This window comes from Roseovarius sp. MBR-78, from assembly GCF_040547535.1.
Lineage (GTDB): Bacteria > Pseudomonadota > Alphaproteobacteria > Rhodobacterales > Rhodobacteraceae > Roseovarius.
Genome location: NZ_JBEPPX010000009.1, coordinates 1 through 22,218, shown reverse-complemented (window position 1 = coordinate 22,218; position 22,218 = coordinate 1). Strand labels below are relative to the sequence as shown.

The 22,218-nt window shown below is 64.9% G+C and carries 22 protein-coding genes and 1 tRNA gene; 19 read left to right on the top strand and 4 right to left on the bottom strand.

Annotated features, from left to right (window positions below):
• Positions 1–63: 63 nt before the first annotated feature.
• The 8 genes from ABIE58_RS09165 (at position 64) to ABIE58_RS09130 (ending at position 7,517) form a co-directional block, all read left to right on the top strand.
• Positions 64–1,239, top strand: coding sequence for a tyrosine-type recombinase/integrase (locus ABIE58_RS09165; protein WP_354544408.1), 1,176 nt, complete (start codon positions 64–66; stop codon positions 1,237–1,239).
• Complete coding sequence (locus ABIE58_RS09160) at positions 1,230–1,808, top strand: hypothetical protein (RefSeq protein WP_354544407.1); 579 nt, start codon at positions 1,230–1,232, stop codon at positions 1,806–1,808. Before ABIE58_RS09165 ends, ABIE58_RS09160 begins: the two co-directional genes overlap by 10 nt.
• A gap of 79 nt (positions 1,809–1,887) precedes the next feature.
• A complete protein-coding gene (locus tag ABIE58_RS09155) occupies positions 1,888–2,085 on the top strand; it encodes a helix-turn-helix transcriptional regulator (protein ID WP_354544406.1) in 198 nt (65 codons plus the stop codon).
• Complete coding sequence (locus tag ABIE58_RS09150; protein WP_354544405.1) at positions 2,046–4,595, top strand: bifunctional DNA primase/polymerase; 2,550 nt, start codon at positions 2,046–2,048, stop codon at positions 4,593–4,595. The genes ABIE58_RS09155 and ABIE58_RS09150 overlap by 40 nt, the downstream gene beginning before the upstream one ends.
• A 501-nt stretch (positions 4,596–5,096) precedes the next feature.
• Entirely contained in the window at positions 5,097–5,714 is a 618-nt protein-coding gene (locus tag ABIE58_RS09145) for a recombinase family protein (protein ID WP_354544404.1), read from the top strand.
• On the top strand, positions 5,707–6,237 hold the full coding sequence (locus tag ABIE58_RS09140) for a hypothetical protein (protein WP_354544403.1): 531 nt from the start codon (positions 5,707–5,709) through the stop codon (positions 6,235–6,237). Before ABIE58_RS09145 ends, ABIE58_RS09140 begins: the two co-directional genes overlap by 8 nt.
• A gap of 150 nt (positions 6,238–6,387) precedes the next feature.
• Positions 6,388–7,140 carry a hypothetical protein gene (locus ABIE58_RS09135; RefSeq protein ID WP_354544402.1) on the top strand — a complete coding sequence of 251 codons (753 nt, stop codon included), beginning with the start codon at positions 6,388–6,390 and terminating at the stop codon, positions 7,138–7,140.
• Positions 7,140–7,517: a hypothetical protein gene (locus ABIE58_RS09130; protein ID WP_354544401.1), complete on the top strand. Its 378-nt coding sequence runs from the start codon at positions 7,140–7,142 to the stop codon at positions 7,515–7,517. Before ABIE58_RS09135 ends, ABIE58_RS09130 begins: the two co-directional genes overlap by 1 nt.
• 128 nt (positions 7,518–7,645) lie before the next feature.
• Here the strand turns inward: ABIE58_RS09130 and ABIE58_RS09125 are convergent, their stop codons facing one another.
• From ABIE58_RS09125 to ABIE58_RS09115, 3 genes are all read right to left on the bottom strand, one after another.
• Positions 7,646–9,244, bottom strand: a complete 1,599-nt coding sequence (locus tag ABIE58_RS09125; RefSeq protein WP_354544400.1) for a 5'-methylthioadenosine/S-adenosylhomocysteine nucleosidase family protein — start codon at positions 9,242–9,244, stop codon at positions 7,646–7,648.
• A 209-nt stretch (positions 9,245–9,453) separates the two neighbouring features.
• The gene (locus ABIE58_RS09120) at positions 9,454–10,293 is read right to left on the bottom strand and encodes a hypothetical protein (protein WP_354544399.1); all 840 of its coding nucleotides are present in this window, start codon (positions 10,291–10,293) and stop codon (positions 9,454–9,456) included.
• A gap of 358 nt (positions 10,294–10,651) precedes the next feature.
• Positions 10,652–10,726 (bottom strand) — tRNA-Thr (locus tag ABIE58_RS09115).
• A 223-nt stretch (positions 10,727–10,949) separates the two neighbouring features.
• Here ABIE58_RS09115 and ABIE58_RS09110 point away from each other — a divergent pair.
• From ABIE58_RS09110 to hisD, 4 genes are all read left to right on the top strand, one after another.
• Positions 10,950–11,114: a hypothetical protein gene (locus tag ABIE58_RS09110; protein ID WP_354544398.1), complete on the top strand. Its 165-nt coding sequence runs from the start codon at positions 10,950–10,952 to the stop codon at positions 11,112–11,114.
• A 6-nt stretch (positions 11,115–11,120) separates the two neighbouring features.
• A complete protein-coding gene (murA, locus tag ABIE58_RS09105) occupies positions 11,121–12,389 on the top strand; it encodes a UDP-N-acetylglucosamine 1-carboxyvinyltransferase (RefSeq protein WP_354544397.1) in 1,269 nt (422 codons plus the stop codon).
• A complete protein-coding gene (locus tag ABIE58_RS09100) occupies positions 12,386–12,856 on the top strand; it encodes a DUF2948 family protein (RefSeq protein WP_354544396.1) in 471 nt (156 codons plus the stop codon). The genes murA and ABIE58_RS09100 overlap by 4 nt, the downstream gene beginning before the upstream one ends.
• A gap of 63 nt (positions 12,857–12,919) precedes the next feature.
• A complete protein-coding gene (gene hisD / locus ABIE58_RS09095; protein WP_354544395.1) occupies positions 12,920–14,221 on the top strand; it encodes a histidinol dehydrogenase in 1,302 nt (433 codons plus the stop codon).
• Between the two features lie 305 nt (positions 14,222–14,526).
• Here the strand turns inward: hisD and ABIE58_RS09090 are convergent, their stop codons facing one another.
• Positions 14,527–15,000 carry a GNAT family N-acetyltransferase gene (locus ABIE58_RS09090; protein WP_354544394.1) on the bottom strand — a complete coding sequence of 158 codons (474 nt, stop codon included), beginning with the start codon at positions 14,998–15,000 and terminating at the stop codon, positions 14,527–14,529.
• Between the two features lie 259 nt (positions 15,001–15,259).
• Here ABIE58_RS09090 and ABIE58_RS09085 point away from each other — a divergent pair, with 259 nt between their 5' ends.
• The 7 genes from ABIE58_RS09085 to ABIE58_RS09055 form a co-directional block, all read left to right on the top strand.
• A complete protein-coding gene (locus ABIE58_RS09085) occupies positions 15,260–16,306 on the top strand; it encodes a rod shape-determining protein (protein WP_354544393.1) in 1,047 nt (348 codons plus the stop codon).
• A 34-nt stretch (positions 16,307–16,340) separates the two neighbouring features.
• A complete protein-coding gene (mreC, locus tag ABIE58_RS09080) occupies positions 16,341–17,258 on the top strand; it encodes a rod shape-determining protein MreC (RefSeq protein WP_354544392.1) in 918 nt (305 codons plus the stop codon).
• The gene (locus ABIE58_RS09075; protein WP_354544391.1) at positions 17,251–17,790 is read left to right on the top strand and encodes a rod shape-determining protein MreD; all 540 of its coding nucleotides are present in this window, start codon (positions 17,251–17,253) and stop codon (positions 17,788–17,790) included. The genes mreC and ABIE58_RS09075 overlap by 8 nt, the downstream gene beginning before the upstream one ends.
• Positions 17,787–19,730, top strand: coding sequence for a penicillin-binding protein 2 (gene mrdA / locus ABIE58_RS09070; RefSeq protein ID WP_354544390.1), 1,944 nt, complete (start codon positions 17,787–17,789; stop codon positions 19,728–19,730). Before ABIE58_RS09075 ends, mrdA begins: the two co-directional genes overlap by 4 nt.
• The gene (gene rodA, locus ABIE58_RS09065; RefSeq protein WP_354544389.1) at positions 19,727–20,866 is read left to right on the top strand and encodes a rod shape-determining protein RodA; all 1,140 of its coding nucleotides are present in this window, start codon (positions 19,727–19,729) and stop codon (positions 20,864–20,866) included. The genes mrdA and rodA overlap by 4 nt, the downstream gene beginning before the upstream one ends.
• A 4-nt stretch (positions 20,867–20,870) precedes the next feature.
• Entirely contained in the window at positions 20,871–21,803 is a 933-nt protein-coding gene (locus ABIE58_RS09060) for a 2-hydroxyacid dehydrogenase (RefSeq protein WP_354544388.1), read from the top strand.
• A 174-nt stretch (positions 21,804–21,977) separates the two neighbouring features.
• Positions 21,978–22,218 (top strand): helix-turn-helix domain-containing protein (locus tag ABIE58_RS09055; RefSeq protein WP_354544387.1); only part of this gene is annotated, 241 nt, incomplete at its 3' end.

Here is a 22,218-nt window from a genome sequence, read left to right as displayed (position 1 = left end):
TCGGCCCGTAAAGCCGAATAGCCCCCTGATCCGTTACCCCGACGTTACCCCGGGAGGTGCTCTGTGAAGAAGAAGCTGACTGAAATGGCCGTGTCCAAGATCACGCCCGAGGCCGGGCGGCGGCTGGAGGTGTTCGACACCCTGACACCCGGCCTCGCCCTGCGCGTCACCGAGGGCGGCAAGAAGAGCTGGTCCGTGATGTATCGGGTCGCGGGCCGGGGGACCGGCGGAAATCGGGGGCCGCTGCGCCGAATGACCCTCGGGGCCTATCCCCTGATCGACCTGCGGGCCGCACGGGAGCGGGCGCGGGCTGCAATCGACCTAGCCGACCGGGGCGACGATCCCGCCGACAAGCGCCGTGATGAGGCCCGGGCGAAGGGTGAGCGGGTGTTCGAGGTGATCTGCGCTCGGTTCATAGAGCTTCACGCGAAGGCCCACACCCAGAAGTGGCGGGACACCGAGCGGCTGCTCAAAACCTTCGCGGTCCCGGCGTGGAAGGGGAAGCCCATCGACACCATCGACCGGGCGGCGGCGCATGAGCTGCTGGACGACATTGCGATGGAGCACGGGACAGGCGCGGCGCGCGAGGTGCGCAAGCACGTCACCAAGCTGTTCAATTGGGCGGTGGACAGGGGCCTGTTGGCCGCGAGCCCGGTTGCCGGGATGCGCCGCCCCGAGCTGGGCTACACGCCCCGAGAGCGGGTGCTGTCCATGGACGAATTGAAGGCGGTTTGGGCGGCGGCGGATGACATGGGCTACCCGTTCGGGCCGATGGTGAAACTCCTGATCCTGACCGCGCAGCGCCGGGCGGAGGTTGCCAACCTTGAGCGCGGCTGGCTGCTGTGCGACCAACAGGCATTCGAGGTCCCGGCCAGCCACTACAAGACCGACCGCCCGCAAGTGGTGCCGCTGTCGGCACCGGCGCTGGCGATTGTCGAGGCTCTGCCCAAGTGGAACGGCGGCACATTCATGCTGTCCACCACGGCGGGCAAGCGGCCCGTCTCGGGCTTCTCCAAGGCCAAGGCTCGGCTGGACCGGCTGTCGGGAGTCGAGGGCTGGACGCTGCATGACCTCCGCCGGTCTGCCGCCACGCACATGGCGCGCCTCGGGGTGGCGCAGGAACACATCGAGCGTGTCTTGGGCCATGCGATTGAGGGCGTGGCCGGGACCTACAACCGATACAGCTACTTGCCGGAAAAGCGGGCGGCGCTGGACGCATGGGGGCGGGAATGGACCTGATGCCGAAGATCACCCGCGCCGATGTGCTGCGCGCCCGTCAGGCGTTCCGCGCCGTGGCTGAAATCCCCGAGTGGGAGCGCATCGCCCGCGACACGTTCGGGGATGCCGAGGTTGACGCGCCCCACTCCACGGCCCGGCCCGCCGCGAAGATCGCGGCCATCTGGGCGAAGATGGACCCGGCGGAGCGCAGCGAGTTTCACCGTGTCCTAGCCGCACAGGTGGGTGAGACCACGGACACGCTGCCCGTGGACGTTGGCGCGGCTGCCCTTGAGATTGTCGAGGGGGCCAAGGGCCGCGCCGGTGCGCCGCGCGAGGTCCCCGGCCTGCGCGAGGCGGTGCACGAGCTGGTGCGCTGTTGGGATGAGCGCGGCGGGCCTGTCGAAATCGGCAACTACCACCGGACGGGCAGCGAGTGGCAGGCATCGCCGCTCCTCGTGTTCACATCGACCGGGGTGCGCCGTGCGGTCCCGTTCCGGTTCCGGGGCTTCACGCCCGAGGCGCGGCAGGAGCTGGCACAGAAGGAGGTCTATGCGCAGCTCAGGGCGTTACGCAAATCAGGCCTGATTTAGGCCCTGATTCGCGCGACCGACTTCTGCGGGCATCCCGCCGAATATCCCCCGAGATGAAGCCATATCCGGGGATAAGCCGATGCCTGAGAGCGACACACTGCTGACCATTGAGGAGGTTGCCGAGCGCACCCGCCTCTCCAAGCCCACAATCTACAAGCTGATCCGACAGGGGGACTTCCCCCGCCAGCTCCGCCTCTGCGCCAACAAGGTCGCGTGGCTTGAGCGCGAAGTCAGCGCATGGGTCGCGGCCCGTGCCGAGGCGAGGGCTGCCGAATGAGCGGGGGGAACGAGAAACGCCCCCCGCTGGGGACGGGGGACGCAGGAGAAGACCGGGCAGGTCATCAGAACATCATCAACGCGGACAGTATAACGCCGGATGCTGACGGGGTAGACCGAAATTCGTTGTTGTCCGCCGCACAGGGATACCTTGCGCGAGGCATGACGCCGATCCGGCTTGGCCCCAAGGCAAAGAAGCCGCTCGGCAAGCACGACGCCAACACCATAACCGCAGACAACGCGGCGCGGCTGATCGACCATGGCGGCTACAACCTCGGGCTCCGCCTCGGGCCGGATCACGGCGGGCTGGTGGACTTCGACCTTGACTGGCCGGAGGCGCGGCGGCTCGGGGGCCTGCTGCTGGATCGCTTCGCCCGGTTCGGGCGCGAGGGCGCGCGCGGCTCGCACTACCTGCTGCGCGGCGCTAATGCGGTGGCGTCCAAGAAGTTCGACATGCCGGAGTTGAAGGGCATGGAGGGCCTGCCGGAGGAACACGCCGTGTGCGTCTTGGAGGTGAGGGCGAACGGCCACACGATGGCCCCGCCTTCGATCCACCCGAGCGGCGAGGCCGTGACGTGGGAGCGCGACAGTGCCTTGCTTGAGGACACGGCCAAGGGCATCTACCAGCGGGCCGGGCTGCTGGCGTTCCTGTCGGTGGTGGCGCGCTTTTACCCCGCGCAGGGCTCGCGCGACGACTTCTGCATGGCGCTCGCGGGCGCGCTGCTGTCGGCTGGCCTATCGCCCGAGGAGGCGGACAGGTGCATCGTTGCGGTGGCCGAGGTGGCAGGCGACGAGGAGGCGGGCAAGCGCCGCAAGGCAGGCCAGACCGCCGCCAAGGTTGAGGCAGGCGAGCCTGCGACGGGCATCCCGCGCGTGGTCGAGATGCTGGACCTGCCCGAGGCTGTCGGCAAGCGGTTCCGGCTCTGGCTGGGCATCGCCGCGCGCGAGGATGGGCGCATCCGGGTGGAGTTGTCCGAAAACCGGCTGCACGAGACACAGGACGCGGCGGAGGCCGCGATGCTCAGCGCTGGGTTGCCGATCTACCAGCAGATGGGGCGGCTGGTCCGCGCCGTCAGGCTTGACGCCTCCGAGGCCGAGGACGATGGCGGCATCTTGCGGCGCGAGGGCGCGCTTGTGGTGCGCGACGTGCAGCCCCACTCGCTGCGTGACCTGATGACCCGCGTTGCCAACTTCGTGAAGGTGGTCGAGACCAAGGAAGGCACCGAAGACAAGCCTGTCGGCCCGCCCGTGTCGCTGTCGCTCGCCTACATCCAGCGGGTGCGCGAGGGCGGCGGGCGGCTGCCGGTCCTGCGCGGGATTGTTGAGTGCCCGACGCTCCGACCTGACGGGACCGTGCTTGCGCAGGAGGGGTATGATGCGGCATCCGGGTTGATCCTGGACACCGGCGGCGCGGCTTTCGACTCGGTGCCTGACGCGCCGACGCTCATTGATGCGGTTGCCGCGCTGGGGAAGCTCAAGTGGATCATCAAGGGTTTCCCCTTTGTGGAAAATGAAGAGGGCCGCTCGCCGTCGCGTTCGGTAGCCCTGTCCGCGATGCTGACGGCGGTTTGCCGCCGATCCCTTCGCACGGCCCCGATGCACGGTTTCACAGCCCCGACCATGGGCACCGGAAAAAGCCTGCTCACAGACACGGTTGCAATGCTGGCGATGGGCCGGGCCGCGACCGTCTTGAACCAATCGGGCGACGGGGACGGGGAGGAGGAGCGCAAGCGGCTGATGTCGGTCCTGATGCAGGGCGACCCCGTGGTGGTGATCGACAACGTGGACCGGCCTATGGGAGGGGCGCGCATGTGTTCGATCCTGACGCAGGAGACTTGGCAGGATCGGATGCTGGGCGGCAACGACCAAGGCCACGTCTCGACGCGGACGCTGTGGCTGGCCAACGGCAACAATCTTGAATTCCGCGAGGATATGAGTCGCCGCGCGATTCTCTGCACGATGGACGCCGGGGTGGAGCGGCCCGCCGAGCGCGCCTTTGATGTCGATCTCAAATTGGAGGTGCCGAGGCGGCGGCACGAACTGGTCCCGGCGGCTCTGACGGTGCTGCGCGCATTCGTGGTGGCCGGACGGCCCGGTCTCGACAAGCTGATCCCCTTCGGCGGCTTCGAGGATTGGTCGAATCTCGTGCGCGGCGCGCTGGTCTGGGCGGGCGAACCCGATCCACATGAAACGCAGGCCGATGTCGCCGCTGTGGATTCAGTCCGCGAGGAGCTGTCGAGCCTGATCGAGGCATGGGAACAAGCCATCGGTGTCGGCGTGGTGCTGACGGCGGGCGATCTCGTGCGACGGGCTGCCGAGGAGGCCGCAAGCGGCCCCGGGCGCGACGGGCTGATGCTGGCGCTTGAGGCGGCCTGCCCGAAGGGCGCGAGCCCGAAGAAGGTGGCTTGGTATCTCAAGAAGGTGAAGGGCCGGATCGTGCGTGGCCGCCGGATTGTTGCCCTCCACGGCGAGAACAACACCCTCGCCTATCGTCTGATGCGGGTAGAGTGATGGTCGCCGGGCATCCAGGGCTTTCGGGGCTTTCTTTTTCCCCGCCGCGCGCGCCGATGCTTTTGAAGCGTATCCGGGGGGCTCTGCCGGGCTCCACGACTTACGGATACCGGGATTTACTGTTCCCCTCTGTGAATTTTTCGCGCGGGAGAGAAAGAAGCCCTGAAAACCCTGAATGCCCTGACATGGCAGTTCCCCCATTGGTGAAACACTGAAACCCGCGTTGTGCGCCGTTCCTAAAAGGCCACGCCCGATCCCGTTGCCTGCGCCGCCTGATCCGCGATCCGCCGCGCCGATCCCCTTTGTCTGATCTTGCTGGGCAATGGCCACCCCGCAAAGGTCGCGCGATCTTGCCGCCGGAAAGCCCATATTCGCGGGCATTTATCCCCGCCCCGAAGGCCACCCCCGGACCGACCGGCACAGGGTGCTTTCCGATAGACGGCCCAACTGTGTTCGCGGTATGTTCTACCTATGGTTGAGCAAAGAAATGGAGCAACAACAATGGACTGTCCGAAAACACCCCCGCGCCGTGCCGCGATCTATGCCCGGGTATCGACCGGCGAACAGACGCCCGAAAACCAGCTTTTCCGCCTGCGAGAGGTGGCGGCGCGCGCGGGCTGGGCGGCTGTGTGCGAATATGTCGAGACGGCATCCGGGGCCAAGAGGGCGCGCCCGGCGCTGGACGCGATGATGAAGGACGCCGCGCGCCGCCGGTTCGACGTGGTGATGGCGTGGGACGTGTCGCGCCTCGGGCGGTCGCTGCGCGACCTCGTTGACCTGTTCGAGACGCTGCGCAGCGTCGGCTGCGATCTCTTTCTGGAACAGCAGGCGCTCGACACCTCGACCCCGGCGGGCCGCGCCCTGTTGCAGATGTCGGGCGTGTTTGCTGAGTTCGAGCGCGCAATGATCGTGGAACGCACGAAAGCCGGGATGGCGCGCGCCCGGGCGGCGGGCAAGCAGATCGGTCGCGCCCCGGCCTCTGACGCGCTGATCGACGCGATCCGCGCCCTGCGTGCGGGCGGCATGGGGATGGACCGGATCGCGCGCGACCTGAAATGCGGCAAGGGCCTGAGCCAGCGGGTGTGCCAAGAGTTCGACAAGGAGACGGCAGATGGATGAAGACAGGTTTGACGCGGTGGCGCGCCGGGTGTCGGACGGCACCCCCGGCGGTCCGGCCTACCGGATCGGTCGGCGCGGCTTGAAAGTGATCGAGGAACTGGCCGCGCGCGGCGTGGCCGAGGCGACGATGGCCAAGGCCCTGCGGATGGGCAAGGATGCCTTTCGTGCCGCCAAGCGCCGCGATCCTGCGGTGCAGGACGCCATCGACCGGGGCCGCGCGGTCGAGCACGACAAGCTGGTGGGCGTCCTGCATGATCTGGCGCTGGCGGGCCAGTATGTCCCGGCGATGTTCCTGTTGAAGGCCCGCCACGGATACCGCGAAGGCGAGCAGGCCGGGGCGAATGTGAACGTGAACATCGACACCGGCGGCGTTCTGGTGGTGCCGAACAAGATGACGATGGAGGAATTTCTTGAGGCCCAGCGACAGGCGGGTCTCTATGACAGCCCCCAGCGGCTCGACACCGTGGAGCGCATCCCCGGCCAGCGCGCGGTGCTGGATCCCGAGACGCGGCGGGGAGACTAGGTGCCCGAAGATCGCGCGGCGGTGTCGAACAACAACGAATACCGCTCTGCCGCCCCCGCAACCCAAGGTATAGTTGCACATCCGGGGCGATGGCGACCCTGACAGCGCAGTGGCAGCGCGTCGGCCCCCAAACTTTGAGAGGACCGACCGATGACCGCAACGCTTTCCCCTGACGACAATCCCCCGACCTTGCCCGCCGCTGGAACGCTCTTTGGCCTGCCCGAACTGGCCGAGGCCGTTGCCACCGCGACCCGGCTTGAAGAAAAGCACCGCGCCCTGATCGCCCGGCTTGAGGCCGCGATCCTGAAACAGGCGCAGGATGCCGCCGACAGCGCGCGCCGCGCGGGGTTCGGCAAGCTCGACGCGCAGAACGCCGGAAACAGGATGGCCGTAAAGGCCCGCAACGATGTGCGCGCCGTGTCTGATGATGATCGTTTCGCTATCCTGCGCCAGCTCGACGCGCTGGCCACGGGCCTGTCCGCGTCGGATGTGCTCTGGGCCTCGCCGGTGGTCGCGCTGGCCCGCGCCGGGATTGGCAGTGACAAGCGCACGAACCATATGGCGCAGCTTTCGGGCGCTGGCCCGGCGGAATTGCGCACGGCGGCTGCGCTGGCCGCCGCCACGCTCGACCGGGTTTTGGGGGCCAGTGTCGCGGCGCTGCTGGACCGGATGCCCGCAAAGCAGCGGATCGTGTCGCCGCAGGAACTGGCCGACCGCTTGATCGGTGACGATGTGCGACAGGCCCGCGCGGCCATCGCGGCGGTGAAGCAGGCGCACCAGCGCGCCTTGAATGCTGACCGCGAGTTTGCCTCTGGCCGCCGCAACGCCACGGCCCGGATCGCATCGGCGCTGGCCGACCGGGACGCCGCGAAGAACGCAGGCGCGGCGGTGGAGGCAGGGTGATGGATCTGGTCTGGTCGCAGCGGATCGCAGAGGCATACCCCAGCCTTTTCCCGCGCCGCCTTCGGCAGGCCCATATGGCGCTGATCTCCTGGGCCGAGGAAGCCAACCCTGACGGCTGGCCCACACCCTCGGATGTGGAACGCTTCGCGCGGCTCTACGGTGTGCCGCGCGGCCCCCTCGGGGCCTTGGTCGGGATGTTGTCGCGTCAGCCGATGAATGACCGGCGGGTTGTCTGGGTCGATGCCGTGCGCAATCCTGACGCCGCCTATCCGCACCTGATCGCCCGCCACGACCACGCGGTGATCCGGGCCTTCGGATGGTTCTGCGCCACGACCGATCTGGGGTGGCTTCGGCTGCGCGAACCCATCCTGCATTGAACCCGTGAGGGAACGGCGGCGGGGGCCGCCGGGATGCCCAAGTCTTCTTGGGTCTGCTTGGGAACTACGGTGCCGATCGTGATACCCGGCTCAAGGGTGACCGAAGGTCAAACACGCGACCGGCCTACTCAGTTGCTCGACAGAACAATTAGAGCAGCGTCAAGCGCCAGCCGACAAGCGCGGGATGCCGCCTTCTCCTGCCAACCATCCTCTTTGTTCATTCCCCAGTCACAGATGCCCTTTACGATAATCCACTGCTTGCCTGCGTAATTGCTAGCACCTGCAACAGCATTGCCTTCCATTTCACCTGCGATTGCATCGGGAAACCTACTTCGAAGGCTCACAACGAAAGCCTCATCGTCAACAAGCTTCTGACCGGACAGCACTAGCCCTTCATAGCACTTCCAACTATCCGATGCGGTATTATCACGAGCAATTCGGGCCGCTTGAAGTAATCCAGCTCCGGCTGGCAATCTCTCTCCCCTCGGGGTAATGGCCCTACCAAGCCTTTCTGACTCGTAGTCTTGAACATGGCCCGAAATAATGACATCCCCAAGCTCTTGCTTGCCCTGTTCATACTTTGCTGGCTTAAGTCCAAAGCAAATACCAGCACTAATGATGTAGTCTGGTTGCAAGCTTGCGATAACAGGTGGCAATGTTCCACCAGCGCTATTAACTCCCATCGACCCTGCGCTGGTTCTGAGGTGAACAACTCTATCGCGAAGACCCCGACCAAACTCTTGAACGAACCCTGCTCCGGCCTTCAGTGGAGTCGTCCGCGAGAATCCACTTTCGTGAAGAGCAGAAAAAAGCGCGGCGTCTTCTGTGTCGGTCGCAGTCGTAATTAAGATAAGTCCAGCACTATACTCCGGCACGTATTCCCTCCACTTCTCAGAAAAAAGTCCGTTGCTCTTGGCGATTCGCTGCCCAAATTCCAAGAGTCTCTGGCTTGCGGCTATATAGAACTCCGAAAGCGTGCCAGAGGATAGAAGTGTGCCAACATCAAGTTCGCGCCTCAGGAACTGCATAACCAAGGCCCGCAATGCTTGTAGCGATCCGGGTAGGTTGACCTGTGACTTAACCGCATTCAGTGATGATTCGAGGAAGGCTTCTAGGTAATAGCCAAATCGCTGATGATCTTCGCTTGCATAACACGAACAAATATCCTCTAGGTCAAAGGCATCTAGCTTTCGTCGGCCCACGAGAAGAACAATCAACCCGTCCAGGAGGGGGAAATCAAATGCTGGAAACCCGTCAAAAATTTCGGTGAAGGGGAAGTCAGGAATACCGGTGCAAACTCGAAGTGAGCGTCTACCGGCATATTCTCCCATGTAGAGCGCGGAAATGATCCGCGAAGCCGCGTCGATTTGACCTTTCGTCAAACTGTGACTGCCTCGATTAGACTCAAGAAGATCGCGCGTGATAGCAAGGTTTTCTCTATGCAAAATCTTGTCTCTAACTGCGGGCAGTCCACTCTCGAAAGCAGACTGATCATGTGGATGCGCTCTCGACAAGTCAAAGGCAAATCTGCCGGGCTCATATGCAAGAAGTCTCTGCCCAAGGGCTCCAGTCATATCAAAGTCGTTTCGTGTGCCGAGTCTGACCCCTTCGAGTTCAGCGGCGCGTTCAAAGAAGAATGGATAGCGCTCTGGAATGTGTCCATAAAGCCTCTGTCTGCTGACAATAAAATCTTCAATGCTTGCGGCCTGACTAGTCGCATCAATCACCCGGGACTCAATTAGATTAAGGGTCAACCGAAAAAGGTGGGGTCGGGAACTACAATACTCTGTCAATTGAGAGATGTTCGCCGAGAATGTGTGTGGCAAGGCTATCGCCAGAGTTCTAAGAATGTTTACATCTACGCGGTCCGCCCTAACTCTGGCGGCAGACCTGCTCGCCTCTCTGTTTAAGAAGTCAAGAAAAACAGGTCCCGCTTTCAAGTTACACTCATATCTCTTGCTGAAGGATTCAGAATGTAAAGGCTTTCTGGATCGGTGATGACTTTTGGGAGGAGTTTTGTGGGGACCCAATCCGTTGCGTTATGCTCCATCCTGCGAACTGTTTCAGGTAGGCAGGAATACATTATTGAAACGTCGGCATTAGAGGAAAGAATGAAGCATTTGATTTCGTGGGAATAATAAGCCCGCTTGGCATCTAATAACCCTGATACCTGAAAAAACTGCAACTGCTCTGGTTTGTCCAGTTTTCCGCCTTCCAACCTAGACCGTCTTCCATCAACAAGTACTGGCAACAAGGTCCGAGCGGAGCTCGAAGTGGCTCCGGTTCCATCAGTCTCAAATAGATCAAGATCAAACTCGTCAAGAAACTTCCTTATGTGGAAAGATCGCTGCCCAGCAACTTGCGTAAAGTGAGTGTGGCTGCCCACTGTGTAGACGAACGTTTGGTCCCGCCAAGAAAGCGCGACCGAGGTGACGACTGGCACAAATGAATCCGGCGCTTCAAGCTGGTAGAAATATTGACCACTCAAAAGTGCAGCTTCGGCATTCTCCCATTTGCGGGGCTTTCTATGACTCTTGGCTATTTCTTCCGGCAGATAGAGAACTCGATAGGGATGTTCGGGCTTCACACGGGCCGCCCTTGGCCTTCTCAATTTGATGGCCCCGAAAATGGTTGACCTCTCCAAGAGGTCCCGCAGAAAGTAAGTCCCTATGGATGTCCTTATGAACCTCGATTTTGTCCTGTTTCGTATGATATCCTCTGCTATTCTGGCTTGAAGTGTTTTTACAACGGTTTCGTATCTATCATAGGGAAGCATCTGGTGATCGCTCGCAAGCTCAATAATTTGAGCGCCCGTTAGCGGGACTCCGCGAGCCGAGATCATTTTCTCGGCTAGTTCCAGATACCTACTTCCTTCCAAGGTCGTCTCTTCTTTGCTGCCGCCCCAAATAATGTGCGATTGTTCGCTCGTGCACAAGGGCGTTCGGATGATCAGCCCGGCTGTCCGTATAGCTCCGGTTGCGGAATGTCGCGGCGTGGGCGACATCGCAAGGAGGGCGTTGATAGATGGCCGCAGGTATCAAACGACTCGGGTTCTTCGTGATCCAGGGTAATGCGGGGTAACTTGTCGCGCCCCTGACGGTCCCAGCCTAGTTGTTTGATTTTATTTGGAGTTATGGTGCTGCTGGACAGGATTGAACTGTCGACCTCTCCCTTACCAAGGGAGTGCTCTACCACTGAGCTACAGCAGCCCGCTGTTTTCCAGATAGTTACCCCGGACGTTACCCCAAAGCAAGCGGGCTCTGGAAAAGCCCTTTAGTTTCATCCGCCTTGGCCCGCAGAGCTGCCCCTTACCAAGGGAGTGCTCTACCACTGAGCTACAGCAGCAGCATGTGGCGGGCTGATTAGACGCTTCTCCGCCCCCGTGCAAGGGGTAACTGGACGCTATTTCGCACCTCCTGTAAGAGGGGCGGCATGAGCGACGAACCGACATCCAAACCCCGCAAACCCGCGCCGTCAGAGCGCGGCGACCGGCTCAAGGCGGCCCTCAAGGCCAACTTGGCGCGGCGCAAGGCGCAGGCGCAGGCGCGCGACGCTGACCGCGACGAGACCGGGCATGACACAAGAAACGAGGATTAGAGCAGAATGGATTCCATCATCGTCACGGGCAATGGCCCCCTTCACGGGCAGATCCCGATCGCGGGGGCCAAGAATGCCTGCCTCACGCTGATGCCCGCCACGCTTCTGAGCGAGGAACCGCTGACGCTGACCAACGCGCCGCGGCTGTCGGATATCCGCACCATGACCACGCTATTGGAATCGCTCGGGGCCGAGGTGGCGGCGATGCAAGGCGGGCAGGTTCTGGCGCTGTCGTCGCATGGCCTCACCAACCACCGGGCCGATTATGACATCGTGCGCAAGATGCGCGCCTCGATCCTCGTGCTCGGGCCAATGCTCGCGCGCGACGGTCACGCGGTGGTGTCGCTTCCGGGCGGTTGTGCCATCGGCGCGCGGCCCGTCGATCTGCACCTCAAGGCGCTGGAGGCGATGGGGGCAGAGCTTGAACTGAAAGAGGGCTATGTTCATGCCCGCGCCCCCGGCGGATTGCGCGGCGGCACGGTCGAATTTCCCTTCGTCTCGGTCGGGGCCACGGAAAACGCGCTCATGGCCGCGACGCTGGCGCGTGGCACCACCGTCATCAGGAACGCCGCGCGCGAGCCGGAAATCGTCGATCTCGCGCAATGCCTGCGCAAGATGGGCGCGCAGATCGAGGGCGAGGGCACCGGCACGATCACCATTCAGGGCGTGGACCGCCTCGGCGGGGCAACCCACGCGGTGGTGCCCGACCGGATCGAGCTTGGCACCTATATGCTGGCACCCGCGATCTGCGGCGGCGAGGTGACCTGCCTTGGCGGGCGGATCGAGCTGCTCGAGGCGTTCTGCGAACGGCTCGATGCGGCAGGCGTCTCGGTCACGCAGACCGAGGCGGGCCTCACCGTCGCGCGCAAAAATGGCCGCGTGCGCGCCGTCGATGTGGTGACAGCGCCGTTTCCCGGCTTTCCGACCGATCTTCAGGCGCAGATGATGGCGCTGCTGGCCACCGCCGACGGGGTATCGGTGCTCGAGGAACGCATCTTTGAGAACCGCTTCATGCACGCGCCGGAACTGATGCGCATGGGGGCAAAAATCGACGTGCAGGGCGGCACCGCCACCGTCACCGGGGTGGATCACCTCAAGGGCGCGCCGGTGATGGCCACGGATCTGCGCGCCTCTGTCTCGCTCATCCTTGCGGGGCTGGCGGCGGAGGGCGAAACCACCGTCAGCCGCGTTTACCACCTTGATCGCGGCTATGAGAGCGTCGAGGAAAAGTTGCGCGGCGTAGGCGCGAAAATCGAGAGGATCACCGGCCAATGACCGAAGATGCCAGATTCGAGGACGGGCGCGAAACCCCGCTCAACCTCGCCGCCTTTGACCCCGATGACCTCGCGGTGATCTCGGCGCTGGCGCAGGACGCGGTGTTTCCCGCCACCGAGATGCGCTGGCAACAGCGCCGCCACCGGTTCGCGCTCCTGCTCAACCGCTTCCGCTGGGAGGATGCGGGCCGCGACCGCCACGGGCCGGAGCGCGCGCAATCGCTTCTTGTGGTGGATAACGTGCTCGGCGTGGCCAGCCTCGGGCTTGACCGCGACGACCCCGACACGGTGCTGTCGCTGCTGTCGGTCACGTTCGAGCCGGGAGAGGAGGGGGCGGGCCACCTGATCCTGACGCTGGCGGGCGATGGCGCGATCCGGTTAGAGATCGAGGCGCTCGAGGTCACGCTGCGCGATGTCACCCGCCCCTACCGCGCCCCCTCGGGCAAGGTGCCGCAGCACGACCTCTGATGGCTTCCGGGGCTTGAGCCTTGCCCGTGCCCCCGCTATCTCGCTGCCCAAAGGAGCCGCCCCATGCCCATCACGCTCGACGCGACCCAACCCGATTTCGAGGCGCAATTCACCGCGCTGCTCTCGGCCAAGCGCGAGGACAGCCCCGACGTGGACGAGATCGTGGCAGGGATCATCGCCGATGTGCGCGCGCGCGGTGATGCGGCCCTGATCGCGCTGACCGAGCGGTTCGACGGGGTGACGCTCACACCCGAAACGCTGCGGTTTTCAGAGGCAGAGATCGACACGCTGATCGCGCAGGTGCCGCAGGCAGAGCGCGACGCGCTCGACCTCGCCGCCGCGCGCGTCCGCGCCTATCACGCCCGCCAGATGCCCGAGGATGCAAGCTGGACCGAGGAGAACGGCGCGATGCTGGGCTGGCGCTGGGGGCCGGTCTCAGCAGCGGGGCTTTACGTGCCCGGCGGGCTGGCCTCCTACCCGTCCTCGGTGCTGATGAACGCCATTCCCGCCAAGGTGGCGGGGGTGGGCCGCCTCGCCGTCACCGTGCCCACGCCCGCAGGCGTGGCCAACCCGCTGGTGCTGCTGGCGGCGCGGATATCTGGGGTGGATGAGGTTTACCGCGTGGGCGGCGCGCAGGCCATCGCGGCGCTGGCCTACGGGACCGAGAGCATCGCGCCGGTGGACAAGATCACCGGGCCGGGCAACGCCTTTGTCGCCGCCGCCAAGCGGCGGGTGTTCGGCCGCGTGGGGATCGACATGATCGCCGGGCCGTCCGAAATACTGGTGATTGCCGACAAGGGGCAGAATCCCGACTGGATCGCGCTCGACATGCTCAGCCAGGCCGAGCATGACGAGAGCGCGCAGGCCATCCTGATCACCGATGATGCGGGGCTGGCGCGCGACGTGGCCGCCGCCATCGAGGCGCGGCTGGAAACGCTGGAGCGACGCGCCATCGCCGGGGCAAGCTGGCGCGATTACGGTGCCATCATCACCGTGCCCGATCTTGCCACCGCCGCGCGGCTGTCCAATCGCGTGGCCCCCGAACATCTGGAATTATGCGTGGCCGACCCCGACGCGCTCAGCCAGCAGATCATCCATGCCGGGGCGATATTTCTGGGCGCATGGACGCCCGAGGCCATCGGCGATTACGTCGGCGGGCCGAACCATGTGCTGCCTACGGCGCGCTCGGCGCGGTTCTCGTCAGGCCTTTCTGTGATGGATTTCCTCAAGCGCACCACGCTGGCGAAAATGACCCCCGAGGCGCTCGCCGCCATCGGCCCTGCCGCCGAGACGCTCGCGCGTGCCGAGAGCCTCGAGGCGCATGGCCTGTCGGTGCGGGCAAGATTGGACCATCTCAACCGGTGAGGGAGCCGCGCGTGTGCCCGTTCGCCGGGTGGGCGCTGCAACGGCAGTGGCGGGCGATTGATGGAGCAAAATACTTGAACGATTGTGAGGACTTCCACCTCGCAAAAGCGCCCGCCCGTCACGCCAAGGGCGTGCCGACTATGATCGGCGCACCTTCGGTGCGACGGGGCGGACGGGCGCTCGCGCGGCGGCGCGCAAGCGCGCCTTGAGTGCACGCGGGGGAAGGAGGGCGACTGTCCTCATCAGGCCACTGACGTCCCCCGTGCCGCATCGAACACGATGCGGCAGGTGGCGAACACTGGAAGCTATAGAGGTTTTGATAGGATCAGGGCGTTTGCAACGTCTGGGCTGAAGCCGCACTTTTTGTAGAACGACTGCGCCGTGATCGTGGTCTCGACCCGGCAGTGCCGAACCTCGTGCAAACGCAATTCCCCTTCCAATGCGGTCAGGATCGCTTTGCTGACGCCGGCAAAACGCGCATCCGGGTGAACATAGTTCAACAAAATATCTCCCGAAAGGGTTGCCATGCCAACGCCTACTACCCTGTCATCACGGCTGGCCACCAACACGATCGCATCGTCGCGCGCGATCCACTCGGCCCATGCATCCACGGTCTTGTTGGCTAGCCAAGCCTCGATTTCGCGCATATGACCCTGATGATCCGCCACGCATAGCTCAGTGATCGAGCGGTGCAGCGTCTCGACAGCGCCTGCCGCATCGGCCCTCGTTCCCCGCCTGACTTGAAACGCCATTCCACTCCCCATGTAACCAATCAGCATAACGCGCCGTTGATAGCCGCCACAAACGGTTAGCTCAAAAAAACCAGCACGCCCTGCCACTTGGATTGCCGCGCCAAAGTGCGGGTTCTGCTGTCGCGTTTTGCCGTATGAGCCTGCAACGAATACAGCGGTCCGCCGCCGATCCCTTCGGAATGAGCTCTTTCACCCATGCCGCACCCTCACTATAACGGCGCATGGCTCCGGGGGCATCCCGAGTCGCGGGGCTTTTCACGTCTGGGGCAACAGGATACCGGCGCAAATGTCGATTTTTGACAGAATCCCGAGCTTTTTCTCGTCGGACATGGCGATCGATCTCGGCACTGCCAACACACTCGTCTATGTCAAGGGGCGCGGCATCATCCTCAGCGAGCCGTCGGTCGTGGCCTATCACGTCAAGGACGGGGTCAAGCGCGTGCTCGCCGTGGGCGAGGATGCCAAGCTCATGCTGGGCCGCACCCCCGGCAGCATCGAGGCGATTCGCCCCATGCGCGAGGGCGTGATCGCCGATTTCGACACCGCCGAGGCGATGATCAAGCATTTCATCCGCAAGGTGCACAAACGCTCCACCTTCTCCAAGCCCAAGATAATCGTCTGCGTGCCCCACGGCGCCACCCCGGTGGAAAAGCGCGCGATCCGGCAATCGGTGCTGTCGGCGGGGGCGCGGCGCGCGGGGCTGATCGCGGAACCCATTGCGGCGGCCATCGGCGCAGGCATGCCGATCACCGATCCCACCGGCTCGATGGTCGTCGATATCGGCGGCGGCACCACCGAGGTGGCGGTGCTCTCGCTTGGCGATATCGTCTATGCGCGCTCGGTCCGGGTGGGCGGCGACCGCATGGACGAGGCGATCATCAACTACCTGCGTCGCCAGCAGAACCTTCTGGTGGGCGAATCCACCGCCGAGCGGATCAAGACCACCATCGGCACCGCGCGCATGCCCGATGACGGGCGCGGCACCTCGATCCGGGTGCGCGGGCGCGACCTCCTGAACGGCGTGCCCAAGGAAATCGAGGTCAGCCAGGCGCAGATCGCCGAGGCGCTGGCCGAACCGGTGCAGCAGATCACCGAAGCGGTGATGACGGCGCTCGAGACCACGCCGCCGGACCTTGCCGCCGATATCGTGGATCGCGGCGTGATGCTGACGGGCGGCGGCGCGCTTCTGGGTGATCTCGATCTGGCGCTGCGCGAGCAGACCGGGCTTGCCGTCTCGATCGCCGAGGATAGCCTCAACTGCGTGGCCTTGGGCACCGGCAAGGCGCTGGAATTCGAGAAGCAATTGCGCCACGCGATTGACTACGACAGCTAAGAGGCCCACCTTTTAACGCCAAAAGGGGTTGCCAGTGGCCAGCGACCGTGGACAAAGCGACGATTACCGGGGCCCTTTGCGGCGCCTTTTTCTCGGCGTGCTGGTGATCTGCCTCTTCGGCCTGTTCCTCGTGTGGCGCATCGACAGCCCCCGCGTGGAGCGGTTTCGTGCGCAGGTGGTGGACCGGGTCTTGCCGTCGATGGATTGGGCCATGGCCCCGGTCACCGGCGCGGTCAATATCCTGCGCGATTTCCAATCCTACCAGCGGATGTATCACAAGAACCAGGAACTGCGCCGCGAGTTGCAGCAGATGAAGGCCTGGCGCGAGGCGGCGCTGCAACTGGAGCAGGAAAACGCCCGCCTGCTCGATCTCAACAACGTGCAGCTCGATCCGCGGCTGACCTATGTCACCGGCGTGGTGATGGCCGATAGCGGCTCGCCGTTCCGGCAATCGGTGATCCTCAACGTGGGCGGGCGCGACGGCATCATGGAGGGCTGGGCGGCGATGGACGGGCTTGGCCTTGTCGGGCGCATCTCGGGGCTGGGGCGCAACACCGCGCGGGTGATCCTGCTTACCGACACGTCAAGCCGCGTGCCGGTGACGATTCAGCCCTCGGGGCAACGCGCGCTGGTGATCGGCGACAATTCCCCCGCGCCGATCCTCGATTTCATCGAAGACCCCGATCAGGTGCGCCCCGGCGACCGGGTGCTGAGCTCGGGCGATGGCGGGGTGTTCCCGGCGGGGCTGATGGTGGGGCAGGTGGTGGCCGATCCGGGAGGGCGGATGCGCGTGCGCATCGCCGCCGATTACGAGCGGCTCGAATTCCTGCGCGTGCTGCGCCGCTATGACCTGGAGCGCATCGAGACACCGGGCAGCCTGATCGCGCCCGAGACCGGGGCCGCCCCCGCGCGCGCCCTGCCGCAGGCGGCGGCGGAGGCCGGCAATGGCTGAACGCGGCGCGCTTCATCTCTGGCTCATGCAGGCGCTCTTTGCCGCGCTGGCGGGCGCGCTGATCTTTGCGCGGCTTTTGCCGCTCGAAACCTTGCCGCCGGGCTGGGCGGGGCCAGACCTGTTTGTTGCGCTGGCCTGCGCCTGGGCGGTGCGGCGGCCGGATTACGTGCCGCCGCTGCTGGTGGCGGGGCTGGCGCTGCTGATGGATTTGCTGTTCCAGCGCCCCCCCGGTCTTTGGGCGGCGCTCACGCTTATCGGTATCGAGGCGCTGCGCCGCCGCGCGCCCGCCTTGCGTGATCGCACCTTCCTTGCCGATTGGGCGGCGGTGGCGGGCACGCTGGTGGCGATGACGCTTGGTTATCGGCTGGTGCTGGGGGTGCTCTTTGTCGATCAGGCAGCGCTCGGGCTCAGCCTGACACGGCTCTTGTCGACGCTGGCCGCCTATCCGCTGGTGGCGGCGCTGTCGCATTTCATCCTCGGGGTGCGCAAGCGCGCCCCCGGCGATCTGGCGGTAGCGAGGTCGTTGACATGAGACGCCCCGCCCGCGACCGCGCCGAAAGCCAGCGCCGCCTGACCCGGCGCGCCCTCGTCATCGGCGGCGCACAGGTCGCCGTGCTTGGCACGCTCCTGTTTCGGATGCGCCATCTTCAGGTCGATCAGGCCGACGAATTCCGCCTTCTTGCCGATGAAAACCGTATCAACCTTCAGTTGATCGCCCCCGCCCGTGGCCGCATCTTTGATCGCGAGGGGCGCATCATCGCCGACAACGTGCCCAGCTACCGCATCACCATCACCCGCGAACAGGCGGGCGATGCCGACGAGGTGCTTGCCCGCCTTGCCCGGCTCATCACCCTCGAAGAGGGCACGCTGGAAAAGGCCCGGCGCGAATTGGCCGAGTTGCGCAGCGACACGCCCGTCACCGTGGCCGACCGCGTGGACTGGGCGGCGATCTCGCGCGTGGCCGTCAACGCCCCCGCCCTGCCCGGCGTCACCCCCGAGGTAGGGCTGTCGCGCCGCTATCCGCTCGGCGCGGCCTATGCCCATGCCATCGGCTATGTCGGCGCGGTCAGCGCGCGCGATATCGAGCGGCTCGACGCGCCCGAGGCGCTGTTGCGCCTGCCGCGCTTTCAGATTGGCAAGATCGGGCTTGAATCCCGGCTTGAGAACACGTTGCGCGGCAGTGCCGGCACGCGGCGCGTCGAGGTCAACGCCGCCGGGCGCATCATGCGCGAGCTGGAACGCGAGGAGGGCGTGCCCGGCGCGGATATCCAGATCACCTGCGACAACGCGATCCAGACCTATGCCCATGCGCGGCTGCGCGGCGAGGGGGCGGCGGCGGTGATGCTCGATTGCGAGAGCGGCGATATCCTCGCCTGCGCCTCAAGCCCCGGCTACGATCCCAACCTCTTCGTGCGCGGCATCTCGTCGGCCGATTACCGCGCGCTACTCGACGATCCGCTGCGGCCGCTGCCCAACAAGGCGGTGCAGGGCATCTACCCGCCCGGCTCTACCTTCAAGATGGTGACGGCGCTCGCGGCGCTCGATGCGGGCCTCGTCGATTTCAACGAAACCGTCTACTGCCCCGGCTTCAAGGAAATCAGCGGGCGGCGCTTTCACTGCTGGAAGCGCGGCGGGCACGGCAATGTCGATCTGCACCGCTCGCTGCGCGACAGTTGCGATGTCTATTACTACGACATGGCGATGCGCGTAGGCATCGAAGGCATTTCCGCGATGGCCGAACGGCTTGGCATCGGCGTGCAATTCGATCTGCCGATGACCAGCGTGGCACAGGGGCTTGCGCCCTCGCGGCAATGGAAACTGGCCAATCGCGGCCAGCCATGGATGGTCGGCGACAGCGCCAACACCTCTATCGGGCAGGGCTTCGTGCTGGCCTCGCCGCTGCAACTTGCGGTGATGACGGCGCGGCTTGCGACCTCGCGCGCCGTCATGCCGCGGCTGGTGAAATCCATCAACGGCGTTGATCAGCCCTCGGGCCGGGGCGAGTCGCTCGGCCTCAACGAAAACCACCTGCGCGAAGTCCGCCGCGGCATGTTCGCGGTTTCCAACAGCCCGCGCGGCACCGCCTATCGCGCCCACATCGCCGAGGAGACGATGCGCCTGGCAGGCAAGACCGGCACCAGCCAGGTGCGCAACATCTCCACCTCCGAGCGCGCGGATGGCGTGCGCGCCAACCGCGACCTGCCCCGCGACCAGCGCGACCACGCCCTTTTCGTCAGCTTCGCGCCCTTCGATGCGCCCCGCTACGCGCTGTCGGTGGTGGTCGAACATGGCGGCGGCGGCTCCACTGCTGCGGCCCCCATCGCGCGCGACATCATGCTTCAGGCGCTCTATGGCGGCGATCCGCCGCTCACCGCCTATCCCGCCACGGATCGCCCGCGCATCCGCACCCTGCAAGAAGAGATGCGCCGCGAACGCGACCGCACCAGCGCCGAGGCGCGCGACCGCGCATGAGCTATCTTGAACATACCGTCAAGACCGTCCCCACCGGCCCGCGCAAGATCCTGTATCTCAACTGGCCGCTGGCCATCCTTTTGACCACGGTCGCCGCCATCGGCTTTCTGATGCTCTATTCCGTAGCCGCAGGCACGCTCTCGACATGGGCAGAGCCGCAGATGAAACGCTTTGCCCTCGGCTTTGCCGCGATGATCGTGGTCGCGATGGTGCCGATCTGGTTCTGGCGCAACATCTCGCTCGTGGCCTATCTCGGCTCGCTGGCGCTGTTGATCGCGGTGGCGCTTATCGGCATCGAGGGCAAGGGCGCGCAACGCTGGCTCGATCTCGGCGTGATGCGCATCCAGCCCTCCGAACTGGCCAAGATCACCCTCGTGATGGTGCTCGCTGCCTATTACGACTGGCTGCCAATATCGCGGGTCTCCCGGCCGGTCTGGATAATGATCCCGCTCGCGCTCATCCTCGCGCCGGTGGCGCTCGTGCTGCGCCAGCCCGATCTCGGCACCTCGATCCTGCTGGTGCTCGGCGGCGGCGCGATGATGTTTCTTGCTGGCGTCCACTGGGCCTATTTCGCCACCGTGATCGCGCTCGGCGTGGGGGCCATCGCCGCCGTCTTCACCAGCCGGGGCACCGAATGGCAACTCCTTGAGAACTACCAGTATCGCCGCATCGACACCTTCCTGGACCCCGAAAGCGACCCGCTCGGCGCGGGCTATCACATCACCCAGTCCAAGATCGCCCTCGGCTCTGGCGGCTGGACGGGGCGCGGCTTCATGCAGGGCACGCAATCGCGGCTCAACTTCCTGCCCGAGAAACACACCGATTTCATCTTTGTCACCCTGGCCGAGGAATTCGGCTTCATCGGTGCGGTGTCTCTCCTGGGGATATACACGCTCATCCTCGTGTTCTGCGTGGCCACCGCGCTCAAGAACCGCGACCGCTTCTCGTCGCTCATGACGCTGGGGGTGGCGGTGGCCTTCTTTCTCTATTTCGCCATCAACATGGCGATGGTGATGGGGCTGATGCCGGTGGTCGGCGTGCCGCTCCCGCTGGTAAGCTATGGCGGCTCGGCGATGCTGGTGCTGATGCTGGGCTTCGGCCTTGTCCAGAGCGCCCATGTCCACAAACCAAGGTAGATACATGACCACCAATATCCTCTTCGCCGCAGGTGACGCGCAATGGCACGTCTACGAGCAACCGCTGCGCACCGCCCTGAACCGCGCCGGCGTCACCGCGACCCTCAGCCCCGACCTGCCCCCCGCCGAGGTCGATTACATTGTCTATGCGCCGGGCAGCGCGGTGCAGGATTTCACCCCCTTCACCCGCGCGCGCGCGGTGCTCAACCTCTGGGCCGGGGTGGAAAAGATCACCGGCAACCCGACGCTGCATATCCCGCTTGCGCGCATGGTCGATCACGGGCTGACCCAGGGCATGGTGGAATGGGTCACCGGCCATGTCCTGCGCCACCATCTCGGGATGGATACCCATATCCTGCATCAGGACGGGGTCTGGCGCCCCGAAGTGCCGCCCTTGGCCCATGATCGCCGCGTGAGCGTGCTGGGCCTCGGCGCGCTGGGCGCGGCCTGCGCGCGGATGCTGGCCAGCCTAGGCTTTGCCACCACCGGCTGGAGCCGCCGCCCAAAACAGATCGACGGGGTGCGCTGCCTCTCGGGCGAGGACGGGTTGCAGCAGGCCCTTGCCTGCGCCGACATCCTCGTGCTGCTGCTGCCGCTCACGCCCGAGACCGACACCCTGCTCGACGCGCCCCGCCTCGCGCTCTTGCCGCAAGGCGCGGTGATCGTGAACCCCGGTCGCGGCCCACTCATCGACGACGCGGCGCTTCTCGCAGCCCTCGATAGCGGCCATCTCGGCCACGCCACGCTCGACGTGTTCCGGGTGGAGCCGCTGCCCGCCGATCACCCTTTCTGGGCGCATCCCCGCGTGACGGTCACCCCCCATATCGCCTCCGAGACGCGCCCCGAGACGGCGGCGCAGGTCATCGCCGAGAACATCCGCCGCGGCGAGGCGGGCGAGCCGCTCCTGCACGTGGTCGATCGCAGCGCGGGGTATTGAGGGAACCGCCCGACGGTCGCCCCGCCTGCCATGCTGCGGCATTAGAGCGTGTCGCGTTCATTCGCATTCACGCGCCACGCTCTAACTTATACCAACGGCCTGATTGTTTGACTCGCAGAGGATTCCCTTCTGCAGAAAAATCTGAATCACTGTCTTCAAATGATGGAGGCTTTGATGGCAGTTGAAATCACACGAAAAGACGTGTCGGCTGGCGATCTTCGAGCGGTGGCGGCGCGGACAAAGGATGCGAAGGCGGCGCGTCGGATGCTGGCGATTGCACTGGTTCTGGAAGGCTCGGATCGCAAGACGGCGTCGGAGACCTGTGGCATGGATAGGCAGACGCTGCGTGATTGGGTGCATCGCTACAATGCTGAGGGGATCGCAGGTCTGGCAAACCGTCATTCGGCGGGTCGGA